The 14071-nt window shown below is 57.6% G+C and carries 10 protein-coding genes; all 10 read left to right on the forward strand.

Annotated elements, in window-relative coordinates; all coding sequences use genetic code 11:
* Positions 1–242 precede the first annotated feature (242 nt).
* The 10 genes from IEY52_RS22335 (at position 243) to IEY52_RS22380 (ending at position 13967) form a co-directional block, all read left to right on the forward strand.
* Positions 243–1487: an MFS transporter gene (locus IEY52_RS22335; RefSeq protein ID WP_189007303.1), complete on the forward strand. Its 1245-nt coding sequence runs from the start codon at positions 243–245 to the stop codon at positions 1485–1487.
* Between the two features lie 97 nt (positions 1488–1584).
* Entirely contained in the window at positions 1585–3390 is a 1806-nt protein-coding gene (locus IEY52_RS22340) for a diguanylate cyclase (protein WP_189007305.1), read from the forward strand.
* 910 nt (positions 3391–4300) lie between these two features.
* Positions 4301–6793 carry an NHL repeat-containing protein gene (locus IEY52_RS22345; RefSeq protein WP_189007306.1) on the forward strand — a complete coding sequence of 831 codons (2493 nt, stop codon included), beginning with the start codon at positions 4301–4303 and terminating at the stop codon, positions 6791–6793.
* A 23-nt stretch (positions 6794–6816) separates the two neighbouring features.
* Positions 6817–7317 carry a spore coat protein U domain-containing protein gene (locus IEY52_RS22350; RefSeq protein WP_189007307.1) on the forward strand — a complete coding sequence of 167 codons (501 nt, stop codon included), beginning with the start codon at positions 6817–6819 and terminating at the stop codon, positions 7315–7317.
* Between the two features lie 59 nt (positions 7318–7376).
* On the forward strand, positions 7377–7880 hold the full coding sequence (locus IEY52_RS22355) for a Csu type fimbrial protein (protein WP_189007308.1): 504 nt from the start codon (positions 7377–7379) through the stop codon (positions 7878–7880).
* A gap of 132 nt (positions 7881–8012) precedes the next feature.
* Positions 8013–8708 carry a fimbrial biogenesis chaperone gene (locus tag IEY52_RS22360; protein WP_189007309.1) on the forward strand — a complete coding sequence of 232 codons (696 nt, stop codon included), beginning with the start codon at positions 8013–8015 and terminating at the stop codon, positions 8706–8708.
* Positions 8705–10867, forward strand: coding sequence for a fimbria/pilus outer membrane usher protein (locus IEY52_RS22365; RefSeq protein ID WP_189007310.1), 2163 nt, complete (start codon positions 8705–8707; stop codon positions 10865–10867). The genes IEY52_RS22360 and IEY52_RS22365 overlap by 4 nt, the downstream gene beginning before the upstream one ends.
* A 200-nt stretch (positions 10868–11067) precedes the next feature.
* Positions 11068–12177 carry a Gfo/Idh/MocA family protein gene (locus IEY52_RS22370; protein WP_189007311.1) on the forward strand — a complete coding sequence of 370 codons (1110 nt, stop codon included), beginning with the start codon at positions 11068–11070 and terminating at the stop codon, positions 12175–12177.
* A gap of 14 nt (positions 12178–12191) precedes the next feature.
* Positions 12192–12944: a sugar phosphate isomerase/epimerase family protein gene (locus IEY52_RS22375; protein WP_189007312.1), complete on the forward strand. Its 753-nt coding sequence runs from the start codon at positions 12192–12194 to the stop codon at positions 12942–12944.
* Between the two features lie 144 nt (positions 12945–13088).
* Positions 13089–13967: an alpha/beta hydrolase gene (locus IEY52_RS22380; protein ID WP_189007313.1), complete on the forward strand. Its 879-nt coding sequence runs from the start codon at positions 13089–13091 to the stop codon at positions 13965–13967.
* The last annotated feature ends 104 nt before the right edge of the window (positions 13968–14071 follow it).

A 14071-nucleotide genomic window follows, 5' to 3' on the forward strand; every position in this document is an offset into this window, starting at 1 on the left:
TTTGACAGGCTGCGAAGGTCAAAATTTGATTTTTCGCAAATCCTGCAGCCCCCGGTTCTGCTGATAAGTCATTCTCAACAAAAACCGCTCCAGTAAGCCATTCAGCGCTCTCCTATACATCAGGCTTGAGGGTCAAAAAGCAGTGGTTATGCTCGAAAAAATGCACCCCACCCCTGGGTGCTGTCGCAAGAATTTGATCCTTCAAATTCCCCTCTTCTCATCCCAGCAAAGGAAACCCACCCGTGCCCCTGCTCCCTGCACTTGTTCCTGCTGCCCTGATTCCCTCTGGACTCCGGGGCCGCACCATGAAAATCGCCATCCTGGAAGGCTGCGTCTGGTCGGTGTATGCCAACTGGTTGCTGGGACCCATCACCATCGGGTACCTCAGTCACCTGGGGGCAGACACCCGAATGCTGGCCCTGGCAGGCAGCATCCCCTTTCTGTCCCAGATGGTGGGACCCTTCAGTGCCTGGCTCTCGGGCAAAATCAGCACCCGCCGCAAGCTGATGTTCTACCTGGGCATCTTCAGCCGGGTGGCGGGTTTGCTGCCCATCCTGGCCACCTTTCCTTTCATTCCGCTGGATGGCAAAATCACCCTGGTGCTGCTCAGCCTGGTGCTGGCCCACGTGTTCCAGTCTGCCTCGGGCCTGTTGTGGCAGGGCATCATGTCCGATGTGGTCCCGGAAAAAGTGCGCGGACGTTACTTCGGGTACCGCAACGGCCTGAGTGGGGTGTTCACCATGGCCGCCTCGGTGGGGGCAGGGCTGCTGATTGACCACATCGCCTCACCGGACAGTTACCGCTGGCTTTTTGTTGCTGCACTGGGCATGGGGGTGTTTTCGGTGCTGCTGTACCTGTCTTACCTGGACCCCAACCCCGACAGCCCCACCATGCGTTTCCGGGAAGGTTTCACCCGTCCCCTGAGAGACCGTGAATTTTTGCCTTTCGTGAAAACCACCGTGATGTGGAGCATCGTGCAGGCTTTGCTGACCGTGCTGGTGGTGCCTTACTTGCTGCAAAAACAGCACCTCAGCATGACCCAGATTGGGATTTACACAGCCCTGGCTTCGCTGACCACGCTGTTCACCAATTACGGGGTGGGACTGGTGATTGACCGCTGTCCGCCCAGGAGAGTGCTGCAGGGCTCCATCCTGCTCAGTGCGGTGCTGCTGCCTGTGGTGCTGGTGCTGCTGGATGTCACCCATCAGGTGTGGCTGGTGTGGGTGCTGGCCGCGCTGGAAGCCGTGATTTACAACACCGTCAACCTTTCGCTTTTTGATCTTGGGGTAAAAGCCACCCACAACAAACCCCGTGTGGGGTATTACGCCCTCAACAACCTGCTGAACGGCAGTGCCTCTTTTCTGGCAGGACTGGCAGCAGGATGGTCGGTCAGTTTGCTGGAACACTGGACCTCGGGTGCCTACCTGTGCCTGTTCATCGGGGTGGGGTTGCTGCGCCTGCTCCTGATTGGAAGGGTGCGGGTGTAACGGGGAAACCTGCATCAGAGGACTGAACCCACCAGTCTGACTTCAAGATGAGAAATTTCCCAGCATCTTTCTCAGCGGAAGTGGCTAACATGAGAACATGCGGACCGTTCGGAGCTACATCCTCCAGCACAAAGTCCTCACCTGGGTGTTGTTGGTGTTCGCTGCAGTGGTCGTGTTGCTGGGCAACCTGCTGAACAGCTACTACACCCTCATTCAGGAACGCTACACCCAGGAGCAAAACCAGACCCAGGGCATCATGGAAGCCCTGCTGAACCTGGAGACGGGCTCTCGCGGTTACGTGATCACCGGCAAAACCGAGTTTCTGGAACCTTTTGAACTGGGGAAAAAACAATTTCCCAGCAGCATTGCTGACGTGCAAACCCTGATTCTGGACGGTCCCAGAAACCGCCAGCAGGACCGCTTGAAACTGCTGCAGGACATCAACGATGCAGGAAAAGACTGGCTGCAGTACGCCAAGGGCCTGCAGCAGCTGCGCGCGGTGAACTTCCAGCAGGCCCAGCGTCTGGTGACCTCCAACGCAGGCAAACGCCGCATGGACCACCTGCGCCTCTTGATGGCCCAGCTTCAGACCGTGCAGATGGAATTGCTGACTTCGGCCCGCAACAAAAGCCAGTCCACCCTGCGGATCATCCAGATCAGCAGCCTGCTGGGCATGCTGCTGGCAGCCCTGGCTGCACTCTGGCAGGGCCTGAGGCTGGCCTCCAGAATGACCCTGGTGTTCCAGCGCATGTTGCAGGGCACCCGGGCCATCACGCAGGGCGATTACTCCCATCAGGTTCCCACCCATGTCCCCTTCCAGGAAGCCCGTCTGGTGGCCGAGGATTTCAACCACATGGCCCAGAAACTGGTGCTCTCCCGGCAGGCCATTCAGGATTCGCAGACCACCCTCACCCATAACAATCTGGCCCTGGAAAAAATCAACTCCGAAATCACCCGCCTGTCCAGCCTGTCCGACCAGCTGCAAACCTGCCTGACCCTGCAGGAGGCCTACCACACCCTGACTTTCCTGCTGCCGGACTTTCTGCCGGGAAGTTCTGGAGAGGTGATGCTGTTCAATGCCAGCCGCAACCAGCTCAGCCAGTTTGTGGTGTGGGGCAACGATCCGCTGAACCTGCACACCCTCACCATGACCCCCAGCGAGTGCTTCTCCCTGCGCATTGGACAGCCTTACGAGGTGCACCCGGACCACAAGATGATGCCCTGCCCTTTCATGGGAGAAACCCAGAATTATCAGTGTGTTCCCATGCTCGCTCAGGGTGACACCGTGGGCATCTTCCGGGTGAAAAACACGGAACACCGCCCGGACCAGAACCAGTTGACCCGCAATCTGGCCAAGCAACTGGCCCTTGCCATTGCCAATTTGCAGCTGCGGGAAGCCCTGCGCAACCAGTCCATCCGGGACGGGCTGACCGGGGTGTACAACCGGCGTTACTTCGAGGAGGCCTACCAGAGGGAACTGGACCGCACCGCCCGCCACCTGCATCCTCTGGGCGTGCTGATGCTGGATGTGGACCACTTCAAACGCTACAACGACACCCACGGCCATGAAGCGGGAGATGCAGTGCTGAAAAGCTTTGGTCAATTGCTGGGCCGCACGGTGCGGTCCAGCGATCTGGTGTGCCGTTATGGCGGAGAGGAATTTGTGGTGCTGCTCCCAGAAACCGATCTGGACACTGCCCTCAAGGTGGCCGAAAAAATCCGCACAGGCACCGAGCAGATGCAACCCCTCACCCAGGATGGGCTGAAATTGCCTTTCATCACGGTTTCTGTGGGGGTGGCTTCCACCAGCAGCACAACTGGCGAAACCCTGCTGTCTGCTGCAGATCAGGCCCTGTATGCTTCCAAAAAAGCCGGGCGCAATCGGGTGACGGCTGCTTCTTGAGGGTTTTGCCGGATGATGCTGGTCAGGGCTCTGCCAAAAGATCACAACCACAATGACGTGTCATTTCTGGTTTTGTTTTGCACATCTTTTCATTGTCACAGTTTTCATTGCCACAGCAGAAACCCATCACATGCATTTTCGTGTGGACTTGAAACTCAAGGGGTTTTTCAGGCAAATGGGCCACAGTCTTATGATTTCCCGAAAGCTTGCAATGCAGGCAAATTTGTGGGCGAGCACAAATTTCAGCCGCCCCACAGGTGAGTCAGAGGTTTCCCTGGTTGACAGATGAAAAGTCACATCTCTCAGAAAAGCACTCTGGGGGTCTTTTCATAAAGTGGTTTAAGGTTAAAGCATATGTCACCTTGGTCAAAAATTCGTCCTGAAAAGCATTTTTTCGGCCACCTTCTGACCAGCAACGCCACTGGTATGCACCCAACAGACCCAGGAAACCTGATACATGTATAGACAAGTCTGTTCCAGCTGAGTCAAAGCTGAACAAATTTCAGGATTTGTGAGTTACTCTTGAGGCAGGACAAAACACTTCGCCCTTTCTCTTGCAACTCATCTTTTGAAATAAAGTTGCAAATGTTCAATGGTTTTTCAGATTCCTCTCTGCGGTTCAACTGGTGAAACAATTTCACCAGCAACCATGGTATACCTCAGGTGTTTTTCGCGACAGACAAGTCTCTTGTCTGTGAGCGTTCTCATACAGATCAAGAGCATCCAAAGTCAGAATTCCTGATGGTGGCATTTCAGGAAGTCTTTCCATTGCCCGTGGCTCAAACAAATCACCAGGATTGATTTTGATTTCTTGTCATTCACCTGACGTGGTTCCGACCCACCTGAAATGTTTATAGCCAGCCCTTCTGAAATTCTGCAGCCCTCTTTCCGTCTCACCTGAGGTGAATACATGAGAAAACGATACGGCGCTCTTCTGGCCCTGACCACCCTGCTGGCCGCCTGTGGAAGCACTCCAAGAGTGAATTCCACACCTGTCCAGCCCAATCCGCCCAGCCAGGGCAAAAAATTCCAGATTTTGGGTTATGTTCAGGTGACCCTCGGAGAAAATGCAAAGGTGCAGTGGTTTGGAGCCAATGCAGATGGCAGCATCAACAAACAGGGCGTGGCCAATGCTGCCTATGACCTGCAACTGGTGCAGAACGCCACCCCTTACAACGATTTTGCTGGCACCCGTTACCTGTACAGCACCTTCAAAGTCCGCAACGGCTTCGGAGCCATCACCTGGGCGCAGGCCTCCAACATCGTGTTCCTGGGTGCAGATGATGATGCCACCATTGACCACACGGCTGTGCTGAGCATGCGCGACAGCAGCAATGTGCAGTTCAAAGACAGCACCGTGGCCAACAGCATCATTCCCGCCCACCGCATGCTGGATGCCACCACCGCCAACCCCTCTTTTGCAGACATGTACGTGCTTCCAGAAGCCCTGGTGGCACCTTTTCATGGTGCCTACGGAGCCTATTTCTTCCCGTGGGGCTTCGCGGTGCGCCACTGCCTCAACACCAGTTGCACCGACTATGACCGCACCCTCCCCGGCAACCCCACCCTCACCCAGTACGACGGCAGGGTGACCTTTTCCTACAAGGTTCCTGTGGGTCCCCGCACCCCCCGTTCTGTGGACATGCTGTTTGTTGCTGGCAGTGAAGCCCCTGCAGTGGTGGTGCAGACCGAAGATGAGCAGAGCAGTGACAGGGTTGCCGGTCTGGTCACCCCTCCTGCAGGCTTCGGTGTGATCAAGATGCGGGGCAGTTCCCTCTCCGGCGGCACCCTGATGCAGAACATCCGCATCACCGGAATGCCTGGCGCTCCCGAGGTGCTGATCAGCCGCAACGACCACCCCACCGATCTGGACCTTTCTGCAACCAGCGTGGCCTCCTACACAGACGCTGCAGTGGTGGGCAACCTGACCGTCATCGACAACACCCCTGGTGACAGCTTCAGCTACAGCCTCAGTGACAGCCGTTTTGAAGTGGTTGCCGGGGTGCTGAAACTCAAAGCAGGCAAGTCCATCACTGCTGCCCCCACCTCGATTCCTCTGCAAATCACCGTCACCGATCAGGCAGGCGGCAGCTACAGCGAAACCTTCAACCTGGCAGTCTCCCCTGCTGGCGGTCTGCTGGACAACACCTTCGGCACCAACGGTCTGACCACCACTTCCATCAGCGCACATCCCACCACACCTGATGACCAGGGCTTCGGTCTGGACATCCAGCAGCAGGGGGGCAATGCAGGCAAAACCATTCTGGTGGGTCAGACCTACGTCACCGCCACCAGCATCTATGACTTCGCCATCGCTCGCTACGACAGCAACGGCATCCTGGACACCACTTTTGGCACCAACGGCATCCTGAAAGACAACATCTCCACCAGCGCTGCTGACACCGACATTGCCAAGGCCGTCAAGGTGATCGCAGACGATTCCTTCCTGGTGGCTGGCGTGGCCCGCGGTGGAAGCACCACTGACGCAGACTTTGCACTGGTCAAATACACCGCCACTGGCAGCCGGGACACCACTTTCGGCACCGGCGGAAAAGTCCTCACCAACATGGGAACGGGTGCTGCAGCAGACGGAGGCAACGCCCTGGCCGTGCAGAGCGATGGCAAAATCGTGGTCGCTGGCTTCACCACCAGTTCCACTTCTGGCAAGGACTTTGCACTGGCCCGCTACAACAGCAACGGCACCCTGGACACCACTTTCGGCACCGGTGGCAAACGCACGGATGCGATTTCTGCCAGCAATGGAGCCGATGAAATCACCGGAGTGGCCATCGACAGCAACGGCAAGATCGTGGTCAGCGGTTACACCACGGTGAGCACCTTCACCAAATTCGTGGTGGCCCGCTACAACAGCAACGGCACCCCGGACACCACATTCAACACCACCGGCAGAACCGTAACCCCCATCAATGCCAACAACGACAGGGCCAACGCGATTGTTCTGCAGCCTGATGGAAAGATTGTGGTGGCAGGAACCAGCATCCTCACAGCTGGATCAAATGAAGACTTTGTGGCCGTGCGTTACACCACCTCAGGCGCCCTTGACACCAGTTTCGGCAACGCAGGCATCACTCAAATCAGCTTCGGATCAAACATCGGGCAGGAGCAGGCCAATGGGCTTGACTTGCAAGCAGACGGCAAGATCGTGCTGGCAGGACGCACCCGCAGCAGTGGCGGGAACTATGATCTGGCAATGGTTCGTCTGACCACCGCAGGGGCACTCGATTCCACCTTCGGAAAATCGGGCCGGGTCGTCACCGTGGTTGGTCCCAACTCTGACACCGGCCAGGCCATCAAAGTGTGGAACAACAAAATCTACCTGGCTGGCACATCCTTTGTCACCGGCAACAACAACGATTACGCCCTGGCCCGCTACATTCCCTGAATGGAGCCTCTAGAGGAGAACCCATGATCAAACGCACATTGGCCCTGGCCCTCACCCTGTTCTGTACAGCATCTGCAGCAGGCACAGTCACTGTGACAGACGGCGGCAGCAACACTTCAGACACCGCCATCTCCACCGAGGTGCTGAACTCCTGCACCCTCACCACCACCGATGCGGTGTTCACCAACTACACCGCCACGCAAAGCACCGACCTCACCACCAGCACCGCAGGAGTGAGCATCCAGTGCAACGATGGTGCCCAGTACACCCTGGAACTGATTTCCAACCCCGGTCCCACCACCACCGAGCCCGCCATGGTGCATGCAACCCTGCCCAACGAGTACCTGGTTTACCTGCTGGACAGCATTTCTGATGGCATCACCCTGGATGGACTGCGCACCTACACTGCCGATGGGGAGCCAGTGACCTTCACCCTCTCCTACCTGATTCCTGCAGGGCAGTTCAGTGCCGCCGCCGGGGATTACTCGGACACCCAGACCCTCACCATTGACCTCCTCAACTGAATCCATCCGCAAGCACCACCCGACTCACGCCCTCTTCTCTCAGAAACAAGGAGTTTCACATGCGCAAAATGATTGCTTTGATCGCCGCCCTGTCCCTTTCCACTGCCCTCGCTGCACCCACCGGTGTGGTCGCCACCGATGGAGGCACCAACACCTCTGACGTGGTCATCACCACCACCGTTCTGAACTCCTGCATCCTGACCACCGAAAACATTGATCTGTCCGACTACACCGCCACTGCTGACGGCGCAGACACCCCCAGTGACTCCGCCACCGTCACCGTGCAGTGCAACGACGGCGCTTCTTACACCCTCAGCCGCACCGGTGGCAGCTCCTTCGATCTGGACCATGATGTCCTGCCCGGCGAAACCCTCACCGTCAGCCTGAGCGACACCCTGCCTTCCGGCACCGAAACCATCACCGATGCCGCCGATGCACCCACCTACACCCGCAGCTACACCATCACTGCCGATGTTGACGCTGGCCAGTTTGACGCTGCTGCAGGCGACTACAGCGGAACCGTCACCGTCACCATCGATCTGGTTGACGGCAGCCCCGAGTAATTCTGCAGGTCAAAAGCAGGCCGGAAGTGTTCCGGCCTGCTTTTCTCTTACCCAGGATTTTCCCGGTGTCTCCAGCTGAAGGTCAACACTTTCATTTTGTGGTGATGGGAAATTTCTATACTGAGAGGTGTTATGGTACTCAAGCATTTCTGGGTGGCTCCCCTGACAGCCCTGTGTCTTCTTTCTTCCGCTCTGGCAGGCAGCTTTCAGCTCAGTCCCACCAGCATTCATGTGGACCTGCGCGAACAAACCGGAGGTTTGACGGTGGTGCGCAACACCTCAGACACCACCTCGGTGTACCGCATCACTGTGGTGTTGTGGACCCAGCCCGATGGAGACGTTTACCTGTCCACCCGCGATCTGGTGGTCAACCCCCTGCAGTTCACCCTGCAGCCCGGAGCCCAGCAGACCATCCGGGTGGTGGTGCGCAACAGACCCCAGGTGCCTGAACAGGCCTACAAGGTCATTGTGGAAGAAGTTCCTGCACCCAAAAAAGATGCAGGAACCCAGGTGCTCACCAAACTGCGCGTCACCCTGCCAGTGCTGGTGCGCAATCAGGACGTTTCCCCTCAACTGGGCTGGTCGGTGACGCGCACAGGCGCAGACCTCAAACTCACGGCCAGCAACACGGGCAATGGACGGGGATTGGCCCAGGACATTGTGGCAGAGCTGGGGTCAGACAAGCTTGCCCTCAATGCCGCCAACATCATTGCCGGAGGAAAATACGCCTGGGTGCTGAAAGGCTGGGGTGAAAAGCTGGGAGACCTGAAACTCAGCTACAAAGCCCTGGGAGGCCAGATGCAAACCGAGGTCCTGCCGCTCCAATGAAGCCCATCCAGACCATGCTCTGGCAGGCTTTGATGCTCACTGCTGCGCTGCTCTGGGATCAGGCTGCTGCACAAACCACCCAGAACATCTGCGACCTTGCCGATGAAGGCCTGGAGGTGTCGGTGGGGAAGCAGTCCCGAGGGTTGCAGTTCATGCGCCGCACTGGCAATGAAGTGTGGTTGACCCGGGAAACCTTCAAACCCGGCGAGGAAGGTTACACGGTGCAGGCCCTCACCTGTGAGGGCATCACCTACCTGAAGCTGTCCAGCCAGCTGGACCTGAAGCTGGATTTTTCCAGCCTGATCCTCAATTTGAGCCCCAACTTCGCACTGCTTTCCCGGCGTGAAGTGAACATCGAACCTGTGGCCCAGCAGGACACCCTGGATGTGCTGCTGTTGCAGATGCCTTTTTCTGCTGCCTTGCGTGGAACGGGCATCCTGGCAGAAAGCCTGTCGGGAAGCTTCGCTGTGGCACCTGTCCTGCAGTACAGCGATTTCACCTTCTCGGCCAGCAGCAAGCTTGGGTACAACCGTCTGCTGCCAGAAGGCTGGACCGTGACCGAGCCCTCTGCAAAACTGGCGTGGCAATTTGATCCTGCTGGAACAGCGCAACTCATCTACCAGAACCCGCCCCTGACCGTGCCGGGTCGCCTTTCCGGGGTTCAGGTGGGCTGGCATCAGGTGCCACCGCGCATCATGGAGCCCATCATCCTGCAGCTTCCCCTGGAGTCTCAGGTGCAGGTGTTTCTGGAGGGTGAACTGCTTTATGCAGGCCGTCAACTTCCTGGAACCTTGCAATTGAAGGGCATTGTGTTGCCCAGAAAACAGGGTGAGGTGCGGGTGGACATCCGCGATTCCACCGGACGTTCCATCCAGCGCTTTGCTTTTGCAGACACCGGCAACCTCACCCCTGACGAATGGCAGCTGTGGGGAGAGGCAGGCTGGTGGAATTCAGTTCAGCAGCCCGACCTTCCGGTGGTGGGATTCAGGGCCAGTTACCATCTGGCTTCCAACATGCTGCTGACGGGCCAGGCCCACTGGGCTCCGGGAGACTGGTCGGCCAGCACCCAGCTCTACCAGACCAGCGAAGGTGAGGGAGCGATGCTGGGATTGACCCTGAAAGACACCTTCACAGGGCCACTGGCTGTGGAGGGCCAGGGCACCTACACCCAGCACTGGGGTCCTGTGTTCCTGCGCCTCAACGGAGAAGGGAACTTTCCTGACTGGAACACCAGCCGTCTGGGTCTGGGGCTTGGTTTTCAGCAAAACCAGTGGAAAATGTACGGTCAGGCCCAGTACCAGCTTTCTGGGGCTTTCTCGGGTGGGGTGGGGGCAGAACTCAGGATCACCCCTGACCTTTTGCTGTCTGGCAACCTCAACTGGACAGGCAGCGACAGGAGACCAGATGTGCGGGTGGGGTTGCGCTGGAATCCCACCTCCAACAGCGAGGTGTCTTTGCAGCACGCAGGCCGTTTGCAGGGAAGTGCCCGCATCCAGTGGTCTGAATCCCTTGAAACCCAGGTCTCTGCCGATGCCCAGATGGTGCAGGGAAGTGTGCAGTACAAAGGACCGGTGAATGCGCAACTGGCCGTCAACTCCAGCCAGCAATGGCAAAGCGCTGTGTCGGGCACCCTCACGGTGGCAGGAGATCAGGTGACCCTGGGCGATGCTCCGGTGGCTCCAGTGGCTTTGCTGCTGCACACCGGTCAGCCTGACCTTCCCATTCGCCTGAATGGAGAGGGGGCAGGTCGCACCAATGCCGCAGGCGACCTGCTGATCACGGGTCTGCGGGTGGACATCACCTACAACATTGCTGTGGATCCCAACACCCTGCCCATCGAATTGGGGGTGCAGAACGTCAACCTGTCGGTGCGGATCAGCCGCCAGGGCATCCTGCCTGTGGACTGGAAAAGCAATTTTGTGGTTTCCCGCTGGATCACTTTTTTCTGGAACCCGCAGGAGAAAGCCGCCGGGGCTGCCCTGCAGGCTGCAGGCCAGACCATTTACCTGGATGACGAAGGCCAGGCCCTGTTGCCCCCTTCCCTGCAAGGTGTGACGGGAAGGCTGGTTCTGGAGGACCGTTTCTGTGCGGTAACCCTTTCCACAGCAGATCAGGTGATGTGTCAGGAAAACCCTGCAGCCAGTTCTGCAGCTCCCTGAGCTGGATTTGCCTTTTCTCCCCTCTGGTCCTGAAGCGCCTTGCAGCTTCAGGATTTTTCATGCGGGTTCCTGGCCAGATGGGTCGTTTCTGAAACAATGGGGAAAGCCAGGGTTGTCTGGTCACCCTGTGGAATCTTATTGAATCGATTCGACAAATGGAGCACACTGGGAGAAACCCCCATTCCTCAAGGAGGACATCCATGCAAAAAACCCCGGTGGGCATCATTGGCTGCGGAGCCATCAGCAGCATCTACCTGCAGAACCTCACCCGTGCTTTCGGTGTCATTGAGGTGGTGGCCGTGGCAGATTTGAACCTGCAGGCCGCCCAGGAGCGAGTTGCAGAATTTGGCATCCCCAGAGCCTGCACCCCGGAAGAACTGCTCTCAGACCCGAACATCCAGATTGTGGTGAACCTGACCTCCCCTGCCGTGCACACCCAGGTCAATGTGCAAATCCTGAACGCAGGCAAGCACGTCTACACCGAAAAACCCTTTGCCCTCTCTCTGCAAGATGCAGACACCGTGCTCAAACTTGCCGCTGCAAAAGGGCTGCGGGTGGGCTGTGCGCCAGACACCTTCTTCGGTGCGGGCCTGCAGACCTGCCGCAAACTCATTGAAGACGGCTGGATTGGCACCCCTTATGCCGCCCACGGCCAGGTTCTGATGGGCAACGCCTTTGATGCTCTGCACCCCAACTTTGCCAGTTTCTTCCAGCAGGGCTGGGATCCGCTGTTTGACATGGCCCCCTATTACCTCACTGCCCTGGTCCATCTGCTGGGTCCAGTGAAAAAAGTCAGTGGCATGGTGGGACGGGTGCGGGAAACCCTCACTGTAAACAACCCCCATTCACCCCTTTTTGGGCAGACCATTCCTGTGGGTGCCCCGCAACATGCCAGTGCCACCCTGGCACTGGCAGGAGGCTGCATTGCCACCCTGCAGGTCGCCAAGGAGAGCTTCGGGTACAGTCCCAGGCTGGAAATCTACGGCACCGAGGGCGTTTTGTTCGTGCCAGATCCCAACATGTTCAGTGGCCCCATCCGGTTGCTGCAACCCGACGGCACCCTCAAAGAATTCCCGTACTCGCATGGTTTTGCAGAGAACAGCCGGGGGGTGGGGGTTGCAGACATGGCTTATGCCCTGCGATCAGGCCGCAAACACCGCGCCAGTGGTGAACTCGCCCGGCACCTTCTGGAAACCACCCTGGGCATTTTCGAGTCTTCCCAGCGTGGGCAACACGTTTCCATTTCTCCCCTGAGGGATCGTCCCTCTCCCCTTCCCCTCGGTCTGAAACATGGCCGTCTGGACGACTGAACAAGGAGCCTGCCATGAAAAAATTTCCTGTGGCCCTGCAGCCCTACACCATCCGTGACCACCTGCAAAATGACTTTCTGGGCGCCCTCAGCACGGTGGCAGGCATCGGATACACCGCCCTGGAACTGGGCCCACCTCCAGCAGGCATCACCCTGGAGCAGATGAAAACCCATCTGGACGACCTGGGGGTGCGCATCATGGGCACCCATGCCAGCCTGGAGCAATTGCAAACCGATCTGGATGGCGTGGCAGACTTCCTGCATCAGGTGGGAGGCAAGTACGTGACCCTCTCCCACCGTTTTGCAGACAGAGCAGAGGTGCTTTCCTGTGCTGCTGAATTCAACCGCATTGGCGAGGCCTGCCAGCAACGGGGCATCCAGTTTCTGTACCACAACCACGACTGGGAATTCGTGCGCTTTGACAGAGAATACGCACTTGACCTCCTGCTGGAAAACACCGATCCCCAGAACGTCAAACTGGAACTGGATGTGTACTGGGTGGCCAGAGGTGGAGAAGACCCGGCGCAATTTTTGAAAAAGCTGGTGGGCCGCTGCCCTGTGCTGCACCTGAAAGACATGGAGGCTGGAGAAGAACAGTTCTTTGCAGAAGTCGGAGAGGGCATCCTGAACATCCCAGACATCCTGCAGGTGGCAGAAGAGGTCGGGGTGGAATGGCTGGTGGTGGAACAGGACCTGTGCAGACGTGATCCTTTTGAATCCATTCAGATCAGCCTGAACAACCTGAGAAAGCTGGATGCTGTCCTGTAAAAGCAATTTTATTTTGAAGCTCCAGAGTTTCAGATTTTCGGAGCTTCAAAATTTTAAAATTCTGGATTTTCGGAGCTCTGAGAAAAGGAAGTGGCTTGCCTCTGGCTGTATCATGTTGGCATCCAGAAACCCCAAAGGAGTCCCATGCCCAGCGAACAGAGCAAAACCCTCAGGCCCCGACCCTCTGCTTCACCTCAGGAGATCCTGCCCCTGGAAACCCAGCGCCTGAACTGGGAAAACGAGGCCCTGCAAACCCCTCTGCCTTCTGAAGTGCAGTGGGAAGCCCTGACCGGGGAAATTTCAGGGGAAAGGCTGTGGACTTCAGATCGTCCTGCAGGCACCGTGCTGTATTTGCATGGAGGAGGGTTCACCCAGGGATCCAGCAAAACCCACCGGCCTCTGGCGGCTTTGCTGACCCAGGCCACCGGATGGCAGGTCATCACCCTGGATTATCCGCTGGCTCCAGAGCATCCCTTTCCAGCAGCGCTGCATTTTGTGGTGAAGGCTTACACCGCTCTGCTTCAAAGCACCTCTGGTCCGGTGGTTCTGGGCGGAGATTCAGCAGGGGGGCAACTGGTGCTTTCGGGTTTGCTGCTGATGCAAGAACAGAAGTTGCCCTTGCCTGCAGGGGCTTTCCTGATTTCCCCCTGGCTGGACCTCACCCAGAGCGGAGCTTCCATGCAAAGCCGGGCGGCCCTGGATCCCATGGTCACCCAGAAAGGTCTGCAAGACGCAGCAGATGCTTACCTGCAAGGCGTTCCTGCCACAGATCCGCTGGCCTCGCCCCTGTTCTCTGGCCTGCAGCACCTTCCTCCCTTGTTGTGTCTGGTGGGAGACCATGAAGTGCTGCTCAGCGACAGTGAGCGTCTGGCAGCCTTCAGGCCTGAAACCACCGCCCTGAAGGTCCATCCAGACATGTGGCACGTGTGGCCCGCCTGGGGTCCCGCATTGCCTGAAGCTCTGGAAGCCCTGCAAGACATTCAGGGGTTTTTGCTGGGTTTGTCAGGAGAATCAGCACTTTGAAATTTCAGAACCCTGAGACTCCATAACTGAAGTTACGCACCGAGTGGGACAGGTGACTTGAACAGTTCTCTGAGGTTTCGAAGTTCTTCCCAGGCTGCTTGAAC

It is taken from the genome of Deinococcus roseus, assembly GCF_014646895.1.
GTDB classification, from domain to species: domain Bacteria; phylum Deinococcota; class Deinococci; order Deinococcales; family Deinococcaceae; genus Deinococcus_C; species Deinococcus_C roseus.

What these genes read in the sequence shown, in the direction of transcription:
- IEY52_RS22340 (WP_189007305.1), top strand. Translation starts at nt 1,585, where the DNA reads ATGCGGACCGTTCGGAGCTACATCCTCCAGCACAAAGTCCTCACCTGG.
- IEY52_RS22345 (WP_189007306.1), top strand. Translation starts at nt 4,301, where the DNA reads ATGAGAAAACGATACGGCGCTCTTCTGGCCCTGACCACCCTGCTGGCC.
- IEY52_RS22350 (WP_189007307.1), top strand. Translation starts at nt 6,817, where the DNA reads ATGATCAAACGCACATTGGCCCTGGCCCTCACCCTGTTCTGTACAGCA.
- IEY52_RS22355 (WP_189007308.1), top strand. Translation starts at nt 7,377, where the DNA reads ATGCGCAAAATGATTGCTTTGATCGCCGCCCTGTCCCTTTCCACTGCC.
- IEY52_RS22360 (WP_189007309.1), top strand. Translation starts at nt 8,013, where the DNA reads ATGGTACTCAAGCATTTCTGGGTGGCTCCCCTGACAGCCCTGTGTCTT.
- IEY52_RS22365 (WP_189007310.1), top strand. Translation starts at nt 8,705, where the DNA reads ATGAAGCCCATCCAGACCATGCTCTGGCAGGCTTTGATGCTCACTGCT.
- IEY52_RS22370 (WP_189007311.1), top strand. Translation starts at nt 11,068, where the DNA reads ATGCAAAAAACCCCGGTGGGCATCATTGGCTGCGGAGCCATCAGCAGC.
- IEY52_RS22375 (WP_189007312.1), top strand. Translation starts at nt 12,192, where the DNA reads ATGAAAAAATTTCCTGTGGCCCTGCAGCCCTACACCATCCGTGACCAC.
- IEY52_RS22380 (WP_189007313.1), top strand. Translation starts at nt 13,089, where the DNA reads ATGCCCAGCGAACAGAGCAAAACCCTCAGGCCCCGACCCTCTGCTTCA.